This is a genomic window from Maridesulfovibrio frigidus DSM 17176 (genome assembly GCF_000711735.1).
In the GTDB taxonomy this organism is placed as follows: Bacteria; Desulfobacterota; Desulfovibrionia; order Desulfovibrionales; family Desulfovibrionaceae; genus Maridesulfovibrio; species Maridesulfovibrio frigidus.
Genome location: NZ_JONL01000005.1, coordinates 94,869 through 115,326 on the forward strand (window position 1 = coordinate 94,869; position 20,458 = coordinate 115,326).

Sequence of the window (20,458 nt, forward strand, 5' to 3'; positions counted from 1 at the left end):
TTCCTCCCGAGTTATCTCTGGTGTCTTTTTCTGTATTCGTTAACGTCACGTTCCCAAGGACCATCAACCTCATCTGCTTTCCAGAAGATGTAAGGGTTGTGTCTAGGTTCCTGTACGTGTCTTGGATCAGCCTTAGTATTGGTAACTTCAAGAAGTTTCTGGAAGCCCATGCGACGCATGGTTTCACCAAGACGTTCACGGTTCTTGCCTTCTTCCATCCACCAGTCCCAGATGTTTTCAACAACATCTTTGACTTCTGTGTAAGGCTCTTCGACCTTGATGAAAGGAACAAGAAGTGAGCTCAACTGAGGACCGTCAAGAATTGGAGCTTTAGCACCACAAAGGATGGAAGCACCACGATCGTTACCAATCATCAATGCGCGAGGCATTGTGTTGATACAATGCATACAATGTACACATTCTTTATCGTTGATTGTGAGTTTATTGTCCGCGTAAGTGATACACTTGCTTGGACAGTTGTCACAAACTTCTGTCTGGATGTTGAACTTACCCCAGTCGCGACCGGAATGAGCACCAGCATTTGGAGCGAATTCTCCGCCGACGTAAGCTGCAACAGCTTCCTGGTCGATGCGGATTTCATCTTTCCAAATACCAACAACTGAGAAGTCAGAGCGAGCAAGCGCACAAACACAGCTGTTTGGACAAGCATCAAATTTGAATTTGAACTTGTATGGGAAAGCAGGGCGATGAAGTTCGTCCTGGAATTCCATTGTCATATCGTAGCAAAGTCCCTGAGCATCGTAACATGCATACTCACAACGGGACTGACCGAGACATGCAGCAGGCGTACGTAAGTTGGAGCCGGAGCCACCAAGGTCAACGTTTGCATCATGAGTCAGTTCGTAGAAAATTTCTTCGAGCTGAGGAGTGGTAGTTCCAAGGAAGACGATGTCACCTGTAGAACCATGCATGTTTGTTAGACCGGAACCACGCATGTCCCAGATGTCAATGATCTGACGTAAGAATTCAGTTGTGTAGTATTTACCTGTAGGCTGAGCCACACGAACAGTGTGGAAATGAGCCACGCCAGGAAATGCTTCAGGCTGGTCACAGTAACGTCCAATAACGCCACCACCGTAACCAAATACGCCAACGATTCCGCCGTGCTTCCAATGAGTTTCACCGTCTGTGAAAGACAGTTCAAGAACGCCGAGAAGATCTTCAACGACCTCAACGGGAATTTGATAATTCACGTTCTTCTCATTTTTGGCTCTAACTTCAGCTTCCAGCTTCAAGTCGGACACGAAGCTAGGCCAGGGCCCGCTTTCTAGCTGGTCCAACAAGGGAGTTTTGTGTTTCGCCATTCCCTTAAACCTCCATAAAGTTTAATAGATATACCTACCAATACAATTAGGCATCCGGTTTTTTTACCGAAAGATTCGGCTTCAAACCCGGTTGCTTTCCTCTCTTAATACGAGACCCCTTAAATCGTAACGATGTAAGGGAGGGCACAATACCCTTAAGTGAAATAAAAAACAACCTAGCAAGTGGATAAGGAACTAACACACTTCTTGTCAACTAGTGATAGGAATTATGTGCGCTCTAAAACTCATACTTGCCAAGTTCGCATTTCTCAGCGTATTTACTCTGCTCGACGCCAGATGCGTCACTAGCAGATATACCTACAAAAATTTTTAGTAACCAGCAACATAAACTTGAGAAAGTGACATTAAAGTTATGAAAGAATGCAAACAATGCGGCACATGTTGCCGAAAAGGTGGCCCGGCTCTTCACATACAGGACCTTGAGCTAATTTCTCTTGAAGGTGGAATTGACCTAACAGATATAGTTACTCTTAGAAAAGGTGAACTCGCTTACGACCAGCCTGAAGGCGCCGTAGTTCCCTTGACCTGTGAAATTTTGAAAATCAAAGGAACTGGCGGAGAATGGATCTGTAAATTCCTTGCCCCTTCAACGCAGGCCTGTCGTATCTATAAGAACAGACCTCTTGAATGCCAAACCCTTTTTTGCGGTGATCCGGAACCTCTCCTCAAAATTTATGACAAAGATAGAATCACCAGAAAGGATGTACTTCCTGAAGGGCATCCTGTCTTTGAAATAATTGAAGAACATGAAGCTAAATGCGAACCAGAAAAGATGGCCGTTTTAGCTAAGCATATCCTTGAAAACTGGGAAGATAGCGCACAGCAGCAGTCTGAACTTCGTGAAATGTTGATGTACGATAAATCAGTTAGAGAGCTGCTTGTTGAAAAATCAGGACTTCCTAAAGAGTCCATGGAATTCTTTTTCGGCAGACCTATGAACAGAGTCCTCTCAGGATTCGGTATTATGGCTACACCAAATAAAAACTCTTTTACACTTCGCAAAACTAAAGGGAGTGCCTAAGCATGCAAGATGAACGCGGATTATATTACTACCCTTCCCTCCAGACTCGTGACACTAAAATGTACGTCAGAGAAAACAATGGCGGGATTGAGTTTAGACTCTGGAGTAATGAAAACCCTGTAATCTGGGAAAAACATGAATGGCTTCCATATGATGTTATTCTAGAAGCAGCGGAAGAATACAAAGAGCGCGGATCAGACCGTAACCCGCTTGCTCTCTATGATCTGAACGTGGCCAAGCAGCTTGTAAAAGAAAATAAATTGATTCACTAGAATTAACTTTATCTCAAGAATAAACCCCCGGAATATCTGTGTTCCGGGGGTTTTGTATTAAATAGATTCGACGTCAATATTTTCCAGTTTGAGCATAGCAGTAAAGAAGCCATCACCCTCAATTAGTTTCCCGCCAAAAGATCCATCATATATTTGACCGCACCCGCATGAAGGGGAGCGTGATTTTAGAATAGCCTTTTTGGCGCCAACAAGTTTAGCCAGCTTTACGCCCTCTTCTGCTCCCCTTAAAAAGTTTTCGCTTAAATCGACTCCTTGTTGTGTAACCACCTTATTTTCAAAGATTTCACACGCAGGACGCGGAGTTGGTAAACCACCAAATTGTTCAGGACACACTGGAACAGCCTTACCCTTTTTAACGAGTTCAATAACACGTTCGTCAGAGCTATCTTCCCCATTATACTTACAATTAATTCCAGCTAGGCAGCCAGACACTATTATCATTTTATCTCCGTCTGTTTAAGATCAATTGTTTAAGATTGTTACTTATGTTAAAAGCAATTTCATAATCAAATTGACTGGTCAAGGAGGGTTTTATGACCGCCATCACAACTTCTGTTTTCGAATTGTTCAAAATTGGCCCCGGACCTTCAAGTTCTCACACCATCGGTCCAATGAAGGCCGGATATAATTTCAATAAATCAATTGAAAACATTCAATTATCTACCAAGCCTACGTCAATTGAAATCAGGCTTTATGGAAGTCTCAGCGCAACCGGCAAAGGCCATGGAACAGATAGAGCCGTCATTGCTGGCCTTCTTGGTTTTAAACCGGACAACGTAGAATGTGACTTTATAGATGGGCTTGCAGATGGAAAGGACCGCCAGTTTAAAAGTGGTGAGATTACCCTTCCTTTATCCATAAAAAACGTTGTCTACGCTGAAATTAAAAACGACTTTCCATATAGCAACACAATGCTGATTCGCCTAAAAGATGGCGAAAACATTCTTTTTGAGCAGGAATACTACTCCATAGGCGGCGGATTTATTAAATGGAAAGGAGAAATACCAACTCTCACCCGCGCCCCCGCTTACAAATACTCAAATATGGAAGAACTAAAAGCATTGCTCATTGAAAATGATATGAGATTGCACCAAATTATCCTTGAAAATGAAATGGCAATTACAGATTCAACCGAGCAAGAAATCATGGATAAACTCGATGATATCTTGGACGTGATGAAGAAAGCTGTAAATAAAGGATTAGCCACCGAAGGATTGCTTCCCGGCACAATAGGCCTTCACAGAAAAGCTAAGGACCTTATAACGTCCACGCCTAAAGGGTATAAAGATCCATCAAACTTCTTAATTAGATTAAATGCTTACGCTTTTGCAGCCTCCGAAGAAAACGCCGCGGGGCATATAGTTGTCACGGCACCTACGTCCGGTTCTGCAGGCGTAATTCCAGCAGTAATTTACGCTATGGAAGAAGACGCAGATATGACTCGTGAGAAGGTTCGTGAAGGAATGCTGGCCGCGGCTGCGGTCGGGTTTATTGCCAAGCACAACGCAAGCATAGCCGGAGCCGAAGTAGGATGTCAGGGAGAAGTAGGAGTTGCGTCATCGATGGCGGCAGCTTTAATAACTTACGCTGCCGGATTTAAATTCTGGCGTACGGAAAATGCAGCTGAAACTGCGTTAGAGCACCACTTAGGCATGACCTGCGACCCTGTCGGAGGCTATGTCCAAATTCCATGTATTGAGCGTAACGCCATGGGCGCAGTGAAGGCATACAACGCATTCCTCATTGCGACAGTTGAAAACATTAAATTCCATAAAGTAACTCTGGATGAGGCAGTGAAAGCCATGGCGGAAACAGGGAAAGATATGAGTAGTAAGTATAAGGAAACTTCAGAAGGAGGTCTGGCTGTATCAGTTCCAGACTGTTAAAAATGAAGTCCTTATAAATTGGTTTTAGTTTTACACAAAAGATAAACCCCGCCCTTTATTGGCGCGGGGTTTATCTATTTCAAAAACAATTAAAAAATCTATACTCACAGAATGCTAGCTTTAACTTTGATTCTCTTCACAAAGAAATAACAGAGCTATCTATTCCTAAAGACTCCTGCTTCTATTAGCCAGAACAACCCCTGAAATATTATGCCAGAGACTAAATAATGCTCCAGGAAGCGCGCTCGCAACCCCGAAATATTTAGTAGCTAAAGCAACTCCTAAGCCTGAGTTCTGCATACCCACTTCAATAGAAAGAGTCAGACTGTCCTTATGCGACAAGCCGGTAATCCTCCCCATTCCGTATCCGGCAGCAAGGCCTCCTAAATTATGGAGTGCTACGGCAACAAAAATAAGTACTGGGAAAGTGGCAAGCATGGACTGGTTCAGCCCTATAATACAGGCGATTAACAACGCAATCACCATAATGGACAAACTCGGGAAAACATGGAGAATCGGGTCCAGTTTTTTACGGAAAAGACGCCTGAGCACAAGTCCATCCACTAGCGGAAATATTACAATCCAGAAAACAGATTTTACCATTGGCAAGAAAGGTATATCTATCTGCTCATTTAAAAGAAGGAAAATAATCGCAGGAGTAAGTATTGGTGCAAGGCAAGTAGATACCAAGGTCATTGTAACTGAAAGTGCAACGTTAGCTTTAGCTAAGTGTGCGATAACATTAGAGGCTGTTCCACCGGGACAGGCCCCTACGACAACCATCCCAATCACCGCCTCCTGTGGCAACCCAAAAAGAGAAGACAGAGCCACCGCAAGCACAGGCATAACAGTATACTGTAAGGCAACCCCGATACTTACCGCTTTGTAGTTTTTAATAGCGGCTGCAAAATCCTTAAAATCTAAAGTGAGCCCCATACCAAACATTATTATGCCTAAACACAAAGCAATATGAGGTTTAAGCCACGTAAAAAGAGCGGGATCTAAATATGCGGCAAGACTAAGTATAACCGCTATCAATAAGAAGTGACGTTCTATAAATCGGCAAACTAAGTAACTCATTTTTCCCCAATATAAATAGTTAGCATTAAATCGTAGGTTATATCAAAAAAAAACCGCAACAAAGCGGCTATAGGACAAATTAAAGGGCAAAATCAGCCCGCTTTTAAAGTAGTTTACTAAAATACTTTGTACACAGAAAACAACCAATCTAGCCTAAATTAATAGGAAATATTTCAATTTCCCATCCCCTTAAGTTCCTCTAGGTAATTACGATATTTTGCAACTAAAGAGCCTAAAGCATCGGTCATTCCCAGCTTTGAAACATCCTGAATAGCCATTCCCAACTTACTGAGAGGCTCAAGGCTGAAATTTGCAGCTGCCCCTTTCAAGCTATGCCCAAGCCTGCTAACTTCTTCAAGATTTCCATCTTTAAGACTTTTCTCCATTATTTCCAATTCATCAAACTGATGAACAACAAAAAAAGGAATCAATGCCCTTACACTTTCATCAATAACGAATATACTTTTCTTCTTGCTATCTCCAGACATAGACTAACTCTCCGCATTTATATCTTCGGGAAATTTATTATCTTTTGCAACGGACATAACAACTGAACGGATCTTATCCCATCTTACAGGCTTAGAAATAAAGCCATCACAATCGGCTTTCATACTATCTGCCTCTGAGCTATCGAACGCATGCGCAGCCAATGCCATAATAAGAGATCGATCTCTTCCTTCTGCCGACTCAATCTCGCGCATCTTCGCAACAGCTTCAAGACCACTCATGATAGGTAAATCAAGATCCATAAAAACAAGATCAAAACAACCAGAAGCAAACATTTGAACAGCCCTAAGTCCATCACTAGCAGACGTGACGCTCATGCCTGTATCTTTTATGAAAAGTTCTAAAATATTTCTGTGATCTTCATTGTCTTCGACTAAAAGTACCTTCAAAACCGGACACGAATCCTCGACACTTCTTTCCTCATGCTCAGCCACTCCAGAGAGACAGAGAACGAGATCAACATCAAAGAGAGGTTTAATCAAAGTGTAGTGAGCGCCTTCGAAAATAGCTTTGTTCCGATCATCATCCGTGCATCCGGCAGAAAATGTAATCGCAACTTTTCCGTACAAATAGTCCAATTCTCTAGCCTGCGAAATGAAATTTACTCCTGACATATCAGACATTTCGTTAGCTACAAATAAGACATCATAGGGTTCATGTTGAAAAACTGAACTCTTAAGGTAATCAAGCCCGGCAGCTCCGGTAGAAGTAACCGTGGCGTTTACACCCATAGCTTTTAAGCGGCGAGTTAAAACTTCTCTGACAGTGTGGTTATCGTCAATCAATAGTACTTTAGTTCCTGAGAAATTGACTATACCTGGCTTTGACTCCGCAATAGACTTACGAAATGGAATGGAAAAATAGAAAACAGACCCCTTCCCTCTCTCACTCTCAAACCATATTTTTCCACCCATGAGCTCGGCAAGTCTTGATGCTATAGCAAGACCAAGTCCAGTTCCTCCGTACTCGCGGCTAGTAGAACCATCTGCCTGAACAAAGCTCTCAAAAATAAGGTTTTGCTTTCTCTCAGAAATACCGATTCCAGTATCACGAATAGTGAAAAGAAGTTGGTGATGCTCTTCAGTGTCATCGTGAATGCTCAACTTAACCTCAACTTCCCCGCTGGATGTAAACTTGACCGCGTTTGAAACAATATTCATTAAGACTTGTCGAACCCTCATAGCGTCGCCGACCACTTGATCAGGCACGCCAGGATCAACATCACAAATAATCTCAATATCACGCGCGTGCGCCGAATGGGCCACACTTTTAGAGACACTTTGAACTGTATTAGATGGATCAAAAGTACTAGGAATAAGATCAATCTGCCCTGATTCGATTTGAACAAAATCCAAAATATCATTAATTATTTTTAAGAGAAGCTCACCTGCTCCTCTAAAAATTTCAACATACCCCACCTGTTCAGAATCAAGCCCGGTCTCCATTAACAAATCACCCATTCCTAAGATAGCATTCATGGGTGTCCGTATTTCATGACTTATCATTGCAAGAAATTCACTTTTAAAACCGCTTGCCTTTTCAGCTTTATCTTTCTCTTTTTCAAGCTCCTGAACAGCAAAGGACAACTCATCTAGAACTGAAGTCAAATTATTCTGAGCCCTTATGCGCTCCTTATTCTCTTCACTAAGCTTTAGATTTGCTGCGCTAAGATCTCTGGTACGCTCATCAACCATTTCTTCCAGTTCACAATTCAACCGTGAAAACCTTTCACTAACTGTGTTCAGAGCCATCGCGAGGGAACCTATTTCATCACGCCTTCCCATATCATCAAACTTTATAAACTCATTGCGTTCGATTCCAGTAGCCTGCTCCGATAGTTTGATAACCGGTAAAATAAAGAACTTTCCAAGAAAATAGTTGACGCTAAACCCCGCAACAGCAATCACCACGGCAATAAGTAAACATAAATTCCACAGAATTAATGAGTTTGTTTCATCAGCAGAGTTCATACTTACCCCGACAACAACGTGCCCGAGATATTTACCATCTTTAAGAATGCGTTTTTCCACATCCATAATATTGCTGGAAACAGATAAAGGAGGAAGTTCGCCACACTGGCTGTAAATAGAATCATTCTGATCATAGACTATGCAATAGACAACTTCAGAGCTAACACATGCACTCTTTGCGATCCCTTCCAGCCTATTGCCTTCATGGGCAATAATGGATTCAGCGCTCCCATACGCGACAATAGAGGCAACGTCTTCACCTCTGGAACGAAGAGTTTTAAGAGTTAGATTCTGGTGCTTGTTTGCCACAAAAAAACCCAGTGGCACCAAAACCACGAGCATTATGAGCAAGACACCCAGAGTAACCCCATGTCGCATTTTAGAAAGCTTAAACATTCAGATCATTACCGCCCTGTAATTCTCAATATTTTAACAAAACCACATTTTTTACTTATCGCTTTTATCTTCAGGTTCAAGCATGCCGCCCAAATCTGGACCTAAAACCCGGCCCGGCCATTTGTAAAAGCAATATCCATGCTTCTCGACAAATTTACGAATCTTCTGTTGTCCGCCACGAGCGAAAGGAAGCGAGGCAAAACCTATATGTTTTTTTGTCACATCGATATCACCAAAAAGATACATCAAATTAAAAGGTACAGCCTTTTCCGGATAAACTTCGGCAGGAACAACCAAATGCATAGCACGAGAATTACTCCCCCTGAATACATTAATTTTACCAGTTAAAACTTTCTTCTCTTTAACTTCATCTTTAAAAAAAGGCTCAATTAATCTTTTTAAAGTACCATCAACTTTTGCGATGGCCAGCCCGTAATTAGTAATGGGAACCTGCTGTCTGTCACAATCCCTTATTCTCCGCAGCATATCAGCCCGCTCTGTCATGCAAGCTCCGCAATGCACAACCAACTGATAACTGGCAAGATCAAGCGGCAACCCGCAACCAGTCTTTGATTCAAAAAATATTTTCTTACCGGAATATCCGGCTATGCGGGCAGGAATCATTTCTTTGCTTAAATCTTCCGCCTTTGGATGATGAGGGCAAGCCTCAACAATCAAGACCCTATCACCATCTTTGAGGTGCTCAATGGCATTAGCACCTTGAACCAACTGTTCAAGATTACCCTTATGGCGGGCAAATAAAATTGGGAAAGTTGTTAAAGGCACATCTACCGGAACAATATCTAAAACTTTCTTTACGGCCTGCGAATCAGCTATAACCAATGCGGGACGTCTCTTTTGCCCAGAAACCGTTTGGAAAAGTTCCCCTTCCTTCACGATAACAGCAATACCACCGACATCAAGAATCTCGCGTAAGACCTGAGACTTTGGAAGACCAAGCCTCCCTTTAGGAGAAACAAGATCTTCCGAGACCACGCAAACAACAAAGTCACCCCTGCCTATCAAATCTCTAGCAAGAACAGGATCCAGTAAATTTTCTTCAGGAGCCAAAGCCATAATAGACTTTTTGAGTCGTTCAATCCCGCGTCCATCAAGTGTAGAGGTGGCAACAAACCTGAGCCCCCTAGAACCGCAAAATTCCATATCCGCTAGGCTAGGACGCCTTATATCGGCCTTATTAAAGACCATAACACATGGAATTCCCCTCTCGATGAGAAGAGCTGTAAGTTCACGTTCTTCTTCAGTAATGCCAGACTCGTCGGTGACAACAACTGCAACGTCGACGCTATACAAAGCTTCTTTGATCAGCCGGGCCTTATCATCTCCGGGAACATGAGCGTCTGTATCGTATATAGTAACAGGACCCAGCGGATGAATCTCAGTCCTTGTAAGAGGATACATTTCATCTTCCGTCGCCACAGAACTTAAGCCCTCGCCTTCCCCTGAACCGGAAAGAGCTCTGATAATCGAAGACTTCCCTGCATTACTCCGTCCTGCGATAGCAATAGCAAGCCTCGAACCTTTATCAATTTCTGGACTCATCCTCTAACCTCCATTTCATATTCAAAATAACAGATCCATCATTTTTACGGAAAATAATCCATTCTACGTAGTTTAGATGCCTTGAATAACATTATTTTTAATATATTTCACCCCTTCATCTTAGATAAAAAAACACATTAAAATACGAATAAGACCACTTAAAAACACGCAAAAAACCCGAAAAGTTATAATAACCTTTCGGGTTTAATTAGATACATCTTAAGTTTGCGCAAACTGGACGATTATTTCTGATTTTTAGTAATTCTTTTCCACGTATCTCTGAGAGTCGCTGTCCTATTGAACACCGGCTTTTCAGCAGTAGAATCTTTGTCCACACAGAAATAACCCACCCGTTCAAACTGGCACCTGAACCCTGGTTCTACTTTTCCAAGAAACGGTTCGACATAACATTTGGGCAAAACTTTCAAGGAATCTGGATTGATATGATCCTTGAAGTCTGAGCCGTCTTTATTGTCCATAGGATTTTCTTTAGTGAAAAGATGCTCATAAAGTCGAACTTCAACTTCTTTAGCATGCGCCACAGAAACCCAGTGTATAGTACCCTTAACTTTTCTTCCATCTTTAGACCAACCGCCAATTGTGGCTGGATCATAAGTACAGCGAAGTTCAACGACTTCGCCGTTTTCATCTTTAATCGCTTCGGTGCAAGTAATGTAATAACCATAACGAAGGCGGACTTCACGCCCGACAGAAAGTCTGAAAAACTTCTTCGGAGCATCTTCCATGTAATCTTCGCGTTCAATGTACAAAACCTTGGAAAAGGGAACCATGCGACTTCCGGCATCCGGATTTCCAGGATTGTTCAGAAATTCGAATTCTTCGACCTTATCTTCAGGGTAATTTTCAATAACAACCTTGAGCGGATTAACGACTCCCATGTATCTTGAAGAAGTCTCATTCAAATCTTCGCGAACAGAGAACTCAAGCAATGCAAAGTCAACCATATTAGTGGCTTTTGCAACTCCGATACGCTCACAAAAATTACGGATAGCGGCAGGCGAATAACCACGCCTTCTCATCCCGGAAATAGTCGGCATCCTAGGATCATCCCAGCCAGACACTTGGTTGTCTTCCACAAGTTGAATAAGGCGGCGCTTACTCATCACAGTATAAGTCAAATTTAGCCTTGCAAATTCAATCTGCTGTGGCCTGTATACCCCGAGATTTTCCAGAACCCAATCATACAAAGGACGATTATTTTCAAATTCCAAAGTACAGACAGAATGAGTAATTTTTTCTAGGGAATCTGAAAGACAGTGCGTAAAATCGTACATAGGGTAAATGCACCATTTATCGCCAGTACGATGATGATCAACTTTTCTGATACGATAAAGAGCAGGGTCACGCATTATCATGTTAGGAGAAGCCATATCGATCTTCGCACGGAGCAAATGTTCACCGTCAGCAAATTCACCGTTCTTCATGCCCTCAAAAATAGTAAGGTTCTCCTCAACAGAACGTGAACGATAAGGACTGTCTTTGCCCGGCTCAGTTAAAGTACCGCGATATTCACGGGTTTCTTCAGCACTGAGACTGTCTACATAGGCTTTGCCATTCTTAATAAGCTGAACAGCCAACGCGTATAGGTCATCAAAATAGTCAGAAGAATAGTGAAGGCGATCTTCCCAATCAAAACCAAGCCAGCGCACATCTTCCTGTATTGACTCAACATACTCGACTTCTTCTTTAGCCGGGTTAGTATCATCGAAACGAAGATTGCACGTGCCACCGAAGTCTTTAGCAAGACCAAAATTTAAACAAATAGACTTGGCATGCCCAATATGGAGGTATCCATTAGGTTCAGGAGGAAATCTGGTTGCGACCCGTCCGTCATATTTTCCTGTCTCATTATCTTTCTCGATAATCGCTGCAATAAAATTTTTAGGGCTATTTGAATCAGTAGTATTCTCTGACATCGATATATATCCTTAATGAAAATTCTGTGATGTTTTAACTATGAACTTGCAAACTCTATAAAAAATAGAGCCCGTACATTGCGAACCTATCAACTACGTAAATTTGCCTATACGGTCAAATAAGGGAAGGCCAAAATCATCTAGTTCAGCGTGAATTAATAATTACAATGTTTTTATCTTGCCAAAAGGGCTGATATATTCTTAACAACAATGATAAATACAACTTAATGATTAATTGGAAAAATTTAGCTGATAATTTAAATTCCTAATCACCCGATATTTTGAATTTCATTTCTTAAGGAGCTATTTAATGAATGTAGAATTGGCAAAACCATTTGTGAAGGCAACCTCCGACATTTTGTCCATGATGGCTATGGTTACCCCTAAGCCAGGAAAGCCTTACGTAAAAAAGGGAAAAGTTGCCTCTGGTGATGTCACCGGAATTGTTGGTTTTACGGGCGACATGAACGGAAGCATATCCATTTCATTTGAAAAAGCGTGTGCGACCCAGATTGTAAAAAACATGCTCGGTGACGACATTCAGGATATTCTGCAGGACGTTAAAGACGCTGTTGGAGAAATAACCAACATGGTTTCCGGCCAGGCAAGAGCAGGCCTGGCAGAACAAGGGCACAAACTTCAAGGCTCAACTCCCACAGTAATTATTGGAGACAAGCATACCATCGCACATTTAACATCATCAACAGTCATGGCTATCCCTTTCTCGACTGATCATGGAGAATTCACAATTGAATTCTCTTTCGAATAAACAATTTATAAAAAAGCCCGGGAATAAATTTCCGGGCTTTTTTGCGAGCAATATGCAGATTTAAATTTAACGGTAAACTAACACTCTTCTGCAACAGCCAGTTGAACTTTAACCTGATTACGACCCGCATCTTTTGCCGCATAAAGGCCAAGGTCTGCGGCCTTGAGCAGATGTTCTAAAGTACAAAGATTTTCGCTAAAAGTTGTAACACCTACACTGACAGTAATAGATAAGTCTCCCGACCGGGTCTTCATACTTGTAGCCTCAATCTCCCCCCGGAGCCTTTCCGCAACTAGCTCCGCTCCCGCAAGAGTTGTATCGGGCAATAGTATTGAAAATTCTTCCCCACCAATCCTTCCGAAAACATCGACATTTCTCAACACCTTAAGGCCGACCGCAGACAATGCCTTCAAAACATCATCCCCTGCATCATGACCGTAAGTATCATTTACGTTCTTGAAGAAATCAATATCAACCATCAGCAAAGATAAAGAACGTTTATATCTGAGTGCTTTTTCTACTTCTTCCTCAGAACGCTCCATGAAAAAGCGACGATTACTAAGTCCGGTCAAAGGATCAGTTGTGGCTAATTTTCGCAAAGCATCTTCTGCTTCTTTTCTCTCTGTAACATCGCGAATGGTGCCTACAACCCACCACATTTCGTCCCTTTTGAGGGGAGACAGTAAAACTTCAGCAGGGAAGACACTACCATCTTTTCGGCGAACATTAACCGTAAAAGAACCATAGGAATTAAATAAACTCTTCAGATCTTCGCCTTCCTCGTGAAGCTCAACAGGATCATCAACATTATCCTCAAGCCATACGCAGGAACGTAAATCTTTCCCAAGCATTTCCTCCGAAGAAAATCCGAAAATGATCTCAGCAGCAGGATTCCAAAAATGAACCAGCCCCTTATCATCCATGAGGATAAGAGCATCCTGAACAGAATCACTTATGCTTTGAAGCATATCCTCTCTATCCTGCAAATCCTGCAATGCTTTTTTCTGCATTGTCACATCAGAAGTCGCACCGCGAAATCCTGTAACATTCCCTTCACTATCTAAAACAGGAATCCCGTTAAATTCCAGCCACAATCTGCGCCCGTCACGGTTAACAAACTTAAACTCCAGCGCGCGAAAACTTTTACCTTCTTGAGCTGCATCGAGAAATTCTTTACGTACTTCCCACGAAGACTCCTCATCTACAAAGTCAAAAGGAGATCTGCCTACCAGCTCTTCCGCACTATAGCCCAAAACATCTTCAGCCCGTCCAGTTACAAACACAAAGCTTCCGTCAGGCCCTGTTTCCCATATAAACTCGCCGGCTGCATCAGTGATGTCCATAAATCTTTTATCACTCTCTTTTAGTGCCTCGGTAACGCGCTCGCTCTCAAGAGAAGAAACTGTGCGCCGCCAAAATAAGAACCCAGTCCACCCAAACAAGATCAGAATCAAAAACAAATTTCCGGCACTCTGAGGTACCCTTAATTTTTTATGTGAAACATTAGTTATAATCTTCCATTTCTCATGAAATGTTACATCTGATCCAAATAAAACGGATGAACTATCTTCACATATGGCCTGTGAAGTAAAAAGACCATTCGGGCTGAAAAATTGCCCAATAGGCTTGGCTAATATGTTTTCCCATGCCAAAGGAAATTGGTCTTTCATAAGGGAGTCTTGGTCCCCAAACAAAAATCTCCAGTCATAATTGCTATCCGGACCGATTATCCATCCGCCCTGACTGTTAACAAAAAACACATCACCAAATGATTCTTTTGAAGAATCATTAAGCATACGAATTAAGGCTTCACCTGAATAATTAATTGCAACCAACCCTAAAGCTTCGCCGTCAGCCCCGTATACTTTTTTTAAAAACCTCAAGACAGGAACATAAGGAATCTCAACTTTTCCATGCTCCCTGTTTAAATCAAAGCTTGAAACATAAACTCCAGATTTCAACTCCAATGCGTTCTTAATATACGAACGATCTCCCTTGTTTTGCAACGACTCACCAATTATACGCTCAGGCTCATTGCCTTTCATATTGATTCTAACCAACTCTTTACCCTGAAGGGAAATATAGCGAAGCTGTAAACAAATCTCCCGCTCACGCCCGAAAACAGAAAACATATCCGCAATATGATCTAATTGATGTCTTAAATCTCTACCCTTACGCAAGCTATTCTCAACCAAGCCAGCGACAACGCCCACATCCTGAACGCCTGTCGAAACCCAAGCACTCAGAGCGACACAGTCACCTTTAGCAAGATTCATTTCATGATTTGAAACAAGATCAACATACTGTCTTTTCTGGGTATAGATAACCCAAATGGACACAGACAAAATAAGAACTGCAACAGGAAGGTAACTTTTGACAAAAAGCTTAATTAAGTTGCGTTTTTTTTTCGAATTCATAGCAGTTAATTTCTCCAGAAATTACAAATAGACCGCTTTGAGGATTACTATTTTTAAACGAGCATAAGAACGGACACGACCTTGTGCAACAAAGTTGTTCAAAAACATTAAGCACGCTAAATCAAAACAATCTTTATTATCTTATATGATAGTATGTAGACTATATCATTTTAGCCCCATTCTCAACACAAGTTGAAGGGTTTCGCATTCTTTGCGCAGTCCTGATAGAAATACCAAATCTTTCTGCAATTTGAGAGGAAGTAGCCCCGCTATTGAACGCGTGGATCACCCGCTCGCGAAGCCTGACTCTATGTAAATCATCAACATTGGGAATAGAAACTCTCATCCCTCCCCAATAGTAAATCAAACACTCAGCTCCCTCATGACCCAAGACTCTTATAAGACACTCAACTGTCATTACTCTTTTACCATTCAACTCTGGAAAATCTAAATTGCTTAAACTGAATCCTAACATCATAACCCCTCCCCATAATACCTATATTTTGAAACAACCACTTACGCAGTCGAATCCCCTCAACAGGACACAGCTCCACCACGCCCCAAAGCATTGCCAATTCGTAATCTATATTTACCAAATGGTAAACTTATTTTACCAAAAACAATTGTAAGCATGCCATATTCACTTTAAGTAAGACATTTACTCAAAAAAAAGGTATGTATTTTTAATAAGGAGGATATATGAGCTTCTATTTTGATCTTATTGAAGGAATGAAGAGCATGATTGGTAAGGATAAAAAATATGCAAACCCCACTCAAATGGCTAAAGCCTGTGGAGTGGCTCCCAATCAAGTGATCCGGTACATTAAGCAGGAAAGAGGAAAACATATTCAAGTGCTCGCAAAAGTGCTTGATGAGGTGGGCGCAAAAATTTCTTTCCCTGACAATAAAAACGTAGAAATTACTAATAAATTTCACCATGTCCCAAAGGTACTTGCACGCCCAAACACGAGCGGCAAAAGCCTCCAGCAGGATGATTCCTATGAAGACACGTACGCTTTCAGCCTTAGCTGGCTACAAAAAAAAGGTAATCCCGATTGCATGAAACTTATGTCTGTAACAGGAGAATCCATGGCGCCTCGAATTGAGGACGGCGACCACATCTTAGTTGATGAATCGCAAAAGGATTTATATGAAGGGCGCATTTACGTTGTGCGTATTGATCAAGAAATTGTCGTGAAAAGAATCGCCAAAATACCCGGCAAAGTCCTGCTAATATCAGACAATCCTGAAGCAAAACCGCAACAGATAGAAATTGATTTAAGTGACAATTCTCTCAGCTGGGAACCAGTTGGAAGGGTTCTCTATGTCGCAAAGGATCTAAGATAAGTAAAAGGTGCAGGATTTTCAAAAAAAAACCCCCTCCACGGTTGACAGATTTTTTAAATGTCTTACTTAGAATCATCCGTGAAGACCTTATTTTTACAAGTAACATTTTATAGATAGTCTGCTCGGTTTTAGGGCTTAGCCCAAATTACGAATCTTATATGTAAGAAAATATCTTATTGGAGGACGACAAATGAAACTGAAGCCTTTAGGTGACCGCCTTTTGGTCAAACGTCTCGAAGTTGAAGAAGTAACTGTTGGTGGAATCATCATTCCTGACTCTGCTCAAGAAAAACCTATGAAAGGCGAAGTCGTCGCTGTCGGAGCTGGCAAGCTTGACGATTCAGGTTCTAGAATCGCGATCGCTTTAAAAGAAGGCGACGTTGTCCTTTTCGCTAAATACGCTGGAACGGAAATTTCAATAGATGGTGCTGACCACCTCGTAATGCGTGAGGATGATATCCTTGCTGTTGTCGAAGCCTAGTATCCATATAATATACAATTCATTTTTCTAAGGAGATAACTCACAATGGCTAAACAGATTCTTTTCGACGCCAAAGCGCGTGAAAAATTAAAAATCGGTGTTGATAAACTTGCCGACGCAGTAAAAGTAACACTCGGACCTAAAGGACGTAATGTCGTAATCGACAAGTCTTTTGGTTCCCCTGTTATCACCAAAGACGGCGTATCCGTTGCTAAAGAAATCGAGCTTAAAGATAAGTTCGAAAACATGGGCGCTCAGATGGTTAAGGAAGTTGCTTCCAAGACTTCTGATATCGCTGGTGACGGTACTACTACTGCAACAATCCTAGCTCAGGCAGTTTTCGCTGAAGGCGTTAAGCTCGTAGCAGCTGGTCGTAACCCAATGGCTATTAAGCGCGGAATCGACAAAGCAGTTGAAGCTATCATCGATCACCTCGAAGTTCTTGCTAAACCAACTCGCGACCAGAAAGAAATCGCACAGGTTGGAACCATTTCTGCTAACAATGACGTAACCATCGGTAACATCATTGCAGAAGCTATGAACAAAGTCGGTAAAGAAGGTGTTATCACCGTTGAAGAAGCTAAAGGCATTGATACAACTCTAGACGTTGTTGAAGGCATGCAGTTTGATCGCGGTTACCTTTCCCCATATTTCGTAAGCAACGCAGAAAAAATGATCTGCGAAATGGATGAGCCTCTCATTCTTGTTAGCGAAAAGAAAGTTTCCAGCATGAAAGAGCTTCTTCCTGTTCTCGAGCAGGTTGCTAAAATGAGCAAGCCTCTCGTAATCATTGCTGAAGACATCGATGGCGAAGCACTTGCAACTCTCGTTGTGAACAAACTCCGCGGAACTTTGAATGTTGTTGCTGTTAAAGCTCCAGGCTTTGGCGAACGCCGCAAACAGATGCTTAGCGACATCGCAACTCTCACTGGCGGATCAGTTGTTTCTGATGAGCTCGGCCTACAGCTTGAAGGTGTAACCCTTGAAGACCTAGGCTCAGCAAAACGCATTGTTATCGACAAAGACAACACCATCGTTGTTGATGGTGCTGGTAAAGTTGACGCTATCAAAGCTCGCGTAAGCCAGATCCGTTCAGAAATCGACGACACTACTTCAGACTACGACCGCGAAAAGCTTCAGGAACGTCTTGCCAAGATCGTTGGCGGAGTTGCTGTAATCAACGTTGGAGCTGCTACTGAAACTGAAATGAAAGAAAAGAAAGCTCGCGTTGAAGATGCACTTAACGCAACTCGCGCTGCTGTAGAAGAAGGCATCGTCGCCGGTGGCGGAACAGCGCTTATTCGCTGTCTCCCAGCTCTAGACGCTGTTAAACCTTCCGACGACGACGAAACTGCAGGTATCAACATCATCCGCCGCGCTATCGAAGAGCCTCTTCGTCAGATCGCAGCAAATGCTGGTCTCGAAGGTTCTGTTGTAGTTGAAAAGGTTAAACTGTCTAAAGACGGTCACGGCTTCAATGCAGCTATCGGTGAATACGTAGACCTCATCAAAGCTGGCGTAATCGATCCTAAAAAGGTTACCCGCATTGCACTCCAGAACGCAGCTTCCGTAGCTGGCCTTCTGCTCACCACTGAATGCGCAATCGCAGAAAAGCCTGTTAAGGCTGCTGCTGACGCAGGCATGCCAGCAGGCATGGGTGGAATGGGCGGCATGGGTGGAATGGGTGGAATGGGCGGAATGGGCGGAATGGGTGGCATGGGCGGAATGTACTAAACACTCCCCACATCTCTGCTCGGCTTAAAACCGATATCAGTACCCCCGGCAAGCAACAGCTTACCGGGGGTATTTTTTTTGATTGAATCTTGACGAACACAACCTGCATATATACTATAAGGCATACTTTAAGTCTAAAACAATATAGGACAACAACATGGACGGGCTTACACTAGTAGAAACTGACGTAAAAAAAGACCCTACACACTACTATTTTGAGGTTAGCCTGGATAGGCTGGGCCAATACCGTTGGCATCTAAGATCAAGTAACGGCAATATCATTGCAGACAGTGGACAAGGTTACACTACGAGACAATCCTGCGAGAATGGCATCAAAATAATTCAGACAGTTAGTCCGATCACCTTGGTAAACCACATTGGTAAAAATTCCTAAAAGCAAATCCCCGACAGACATATATCTATCGGGGATAATAAAATTAATACTTACTAAAAACTAGTATGTTGAAGAATCTTATATTTGCGAAGATCGATTACCCCGCTAGAAATCCAGTTTGATTGCTTTCGACGGTGCGGGCTTCTTAGCGGCGGGCTTTTTCGTTGTTTTTTTAGGAGCACTGGATCCGCCACCTAAATTAAGATCAATTGCTCCGGCCTTCGATCCTCCACCCTTTGCTGACTTAGCATTTGCGGACTTTATATCTCTAGAAGTTGAACCAGGTTTATAGCCTCGTCCGAAAATTTTAGGCCCTAAGCGGTCAGAAATTTTCTTCCCTTCACGACTTAGCGGGTTAAGCTTGAGCGCAGCAGCTGCCGCATCATAGGCCTCAGCATACTTTCGTTTCCCAAGAAACAACTTAGATTGCCGCACAAAAATACTTTCATTAGCACCAAAACGGCGCACAATATCTTTGATAACTGAAAGAGCTTTGTCCTGTTCAGCAAGGGTTTCCCAAGCAAGCAGCAAGGAAATATAAGGTCGGCTGTCGGATGGAGTTTGCGTAATAGCCCTTTCAAGGAATTCTATGCCATCACTAGGGAAGCCGGCTTTAACAAACCTGCCACCTACATCCTGCAATAACCCATGCTCTTCCGGAAAAGCTTCAGTAATTCTACGGAAATATTTTTTAGCGGACTTAGAATCCTTTTCCTCAAGGAATTTCTGACCTGTCAGAATATATTTATCTATCTGATTTTTCTGCTTTCTCATCTTATCGACAGCAGCTTTCTCAATAGCATTCTTTATCGTATCATGAATTTTACGAAGAACTAAAGACAAACGCTTTTCATTACCACGCGAATACTTCAAACCACGTGGAAGGATATTCTTCAGCTCTTCCATGGCCAGAAGCTGACGAAAAACTTCGTCTACTAAAATTTCAATTTCAAATTTTTCGCGCCCGAAAATCTGACTTTCAGCTAACTCCTCAAGAGAAATACTGAGGGCGTAAAGAGAGCGCAGATAATCTTTACGCAAACCATAAGCCTTGGCGCGCGCAATATTCTCTTTAATAGTCTTTGGTACACTCATACAGCCCTTCCCCTCAAATTAATTCAAAAAACAATATCTCACTATGCTCACTTTAGCCAGCGATAAGCAGAAAGTACTTAAATACGTTTAAACAAGATTTTTTAATTGTTTCCTCTCTACTTAAAATTGTCAAGAATCATAACTAGAACCTATGAAAATCAGTATTTTACCACTTATCCTTAGTACATCTACGTAAATCTAGTTGATTGACGCCTTAAAGCC

The 20,458-nt window shown here is 42.2% G+C and carries 18 protein-coding genes; 8 read left to right on the top strand and 10 right to left on the bottom strand.

All coding sequences use genetic code 11. The features are described 5' to 3' along the window. Positions 1-11 precede the first annotated feature (11 nt). Positions 12-1,325, bottom strand: coding sequence for a dissimilatory-type sulfite reductase subunit alpha (dsrA, locus tag BR06_RS0111110; RefSeq protein WP_031482941.1), 1,314 nt, complete (start codon positions 1,323-1,325; stop codon positions 12-14). Positions 1,326-1,698: 373 nt separating this feature from the next. Here dsrA and BR06_RS0111115 point away from each other — a divergent pair, with 373 nt between their 5' ends. After that, positions 1,699-2,367, top strand: coding sequence for a YkgJ family cysteine cluster protein (locus tag BR06_RS0111115; RefSeq protein WP_031482943.1), 669 nt, complete (start codon positions 1,699-1,701; stop codon positions 2,365-2,367). Positions 2,368-2,369: 2 nt separating this feature from the next. Beyond that, positions 2,370-2,639, top strand: a complete 270-nt coding sequence (locus BR06_RS0111120; RefSeq protein ID WP_031482945.1) for a hypothetical protein — start codon at positions 2,370-2,372, stop codon at positions 2,637-2,639. Positions 2,640-2,696: 57 nt separating this feature from the next. Here the strand turns inward: BR06_RS0111120 and BR06_RS0111125 are convergent, their stop codons facing one another. After that, on the bottom strand, positions 2,697-3,101 hold the full coding sequence (locus tag BR06_RS0111125; RefSeq protein WP_031482947.1) for a DUF523 domain-containing protein: 405 nt from the start codon (positions 3,099-3,101) through the stop codon (positions 2,697-2,699). Positions 3,102-3,193: 92 nt separating this feature from the next. Here BR06_RS0111125 and BR06_RS0111130 point away from each other — a divergent pair, with 92 nt between their 5' ends. Next, on the top strand, positions 3,194-4,546 hold the full coding sequence (locus tag BR06_RS0111130; protein ID WP_031482949.1) for an L-serine ammonia-lyase: 1,353 nt from the start codon (positions 3,194-3,196) through the stop codon (positions 4,544-4,546). A gap of 165 nt (positions 4,547-4,711) precedes the next feature. On the opposite strand, the gene BR06_RS0111135 is transcribed toward BR06_RS0111130, so the two are convergent. The 5 genes from BR06_RS0111135 to BR06_RS0111155 form a co-directional block, all read right to left on the bottom strand. Further along, a complete protein-coding gene (locus BR06_RS0111135; protein WP_031482951.1) occupies positions 4,712-5,626 on the bottom strand; it encodes a bile acid:sodium symporter family protein in 915 nt (304 codons plus the stop codon). A gap of 173 nt (positions 5,627-5,799) precedes the next feature. After that, a complete protein-coding gene (locus BR06_RS0111140) occupies positions 5,800-6,114 on the bottom strand; it encodes an Hpt domain-containing protein (protein WP_031482953.1) in 315 nt (104 codons plus the stop codon). Between the two features lie 3 nt (positions 6,115-6,117). Continuing rightward, positions 6,118-8,499 carry a response regulator gene (locus tag BR06_RS0111145; protein ID WP_031482955.1) on the bottom strand — a complete coding sequence of 794 codons (2,382 nt, stop codon included), beginning with the start codon at positions 8,497-8,499 and terminating at the stop codon, positions 6,118-6,120. Between the two features lie 51 nt (positions 8,500-8,550). Continuing rightward, the gene (gene hydF, locus BR06_RS0111150; RefSeq protein ID WP_031482957.1) at positions 8,551-10,062 is read right to left on the bottom strand and encodes a [FeFe] hydrogenase H-cluster maturation GTPase HydF; all 1,512 of its coding nucleotides are present in this window, start codon (positions 10,060-10,062) and stop codon (positions 8,551-8,553) included. A 242-nt stretch (positions 10,063-10,304) separates the two neighbouring features. Beyond that, on the bottom strand, positions 10,305-11,999 hold the full coding sequence (locus BR06_RS0111155; protein ID WP_031482959.1) for a glutamine--tRNA ligase/YqeY domain fusion protein: 1,695 nt from the start codon (positions 11,997-11,999) through the stop codon (positions 10,305-10,307). A gap of 310 nt (positions 12,000-12,309) precedes the next feature. Between BR06_RS0111155 and BR06_RS0111160 the strand changes: the two genes are divergently transcribed. Next, complete coding sequence (locus BR06_RS0111160) at positions 12,310-12,768, top strand: chemotaxis protein CheX (protein WP_031482960.1); 459 nt, start codon at positions 12,310-12,312, stop codon at positions 12,766-12,768. Positions 12,769-12,845: 77 nt separating this feature from the next. Here BR06_RS0111160 and BR06_RS0111165 read toward each other — a convergent pair whose 3' ends face one another. Both BR06_RS0111165 and BR06_RS0111170 read right to left on the bottom strand, forming a co-directional pair. Next, on the bottom strand, positions 12,846-15,185 hold the full coding sequence (locus tag BR06_RS0111165; protein WP_031482962.1) for a sensor domain-containing diguanylate cyclase: 2,340 nt from the start codon (positions 15,183-15,185) through the stop codon (positions 12,846-12,848). A 160-nt stretch (positions 15,186-15,345) separates the two neighbouring features. Continuing rightward, the gene (locus BR06_RS0111170) at positions 15,346-15,663 is read right to left on the bottom strand and encodes a helix-turn-helix domain-containing protein (RefSeq protein ID WP_031482964.1); all 318 of its coding nucleotides are present in this window, start codon (positions 15,661-15,663) and stop codon (positions 15,346-15,348) included. A 221-nt stretch (positions 15,664-15,884) separates the two neighbouring features. Between BR06_RS0111170 and BR06_RS0111175 the strand changes: the two genes are divergently transcribed. From BR06_RS0111175 to BR06_RS19270, 4 genes are all read left to right on the top strand, one after another. Next, positions 15,885-16,532 (top strand): S24 family peptidase, encoded by a 648-nt coding sequence (locus tag BR06_RS0111175; RefSeq protein WP_031482966.1) that lies wholly within the window; start codon positions 15,885-15,887, stop codon positions 16,530-16,532. Positions 16,533-16,722: 190 nt separating this feature from the next. Beyond that, the gene (gene groES, locus BR06_RS0111180; RefSeq protein ID WP_031482968.1) at positions 16,723-17,013 is read left to right on the top strand and encodes a co-chaperone GroES; all 291 of its coding nucleotides are present in this window, start codon (positions 16,723-16,725) and stop codon (positions 17,011-17,013) included. A gap of 45 nt (positions 17,014-17,058) precedes the next feature. Then, positions 17,059-18,747, top strand: a complete 1,689-nt coding sequence (gene groL, locus BR06_RS0111185) for a chaperonin GroEL (protein WP_031482970.1) — start codon at positions 17,059-17,061, stop codon at positions 18,745-18,747. A gap of 157 nt (positions 18,748-18,904) precedes the next feature. Then, entirely contained in the window at positions 18,905-19,141 is a 237-nt protein-coding gene (locus BR06_RS19270) for a YegP family protein (protein ID WP_034602999.1), read from the top strand. Positions 19,142-19,246: 105 nt separating this feature from the next. On the opposite strand, the gene BR06_RS0111195 is transcribed toward BR06_RS19270, so the two are convergent. Further along, the gene (locus BR06_RS0111195; protein WP_031482972.1) at positions 19,247-20,236 is read right to left on the bottom strand and encodes a tetratricopeptide repeat protein; all 990 of its coding nucleotides are present in this window, start codon (positions 20,234-20,236) and stop codon (positions 19,247-19,249) included. Between the last annotated feature and the right edge of the window lie 222 nt (positions 20,237-20,458).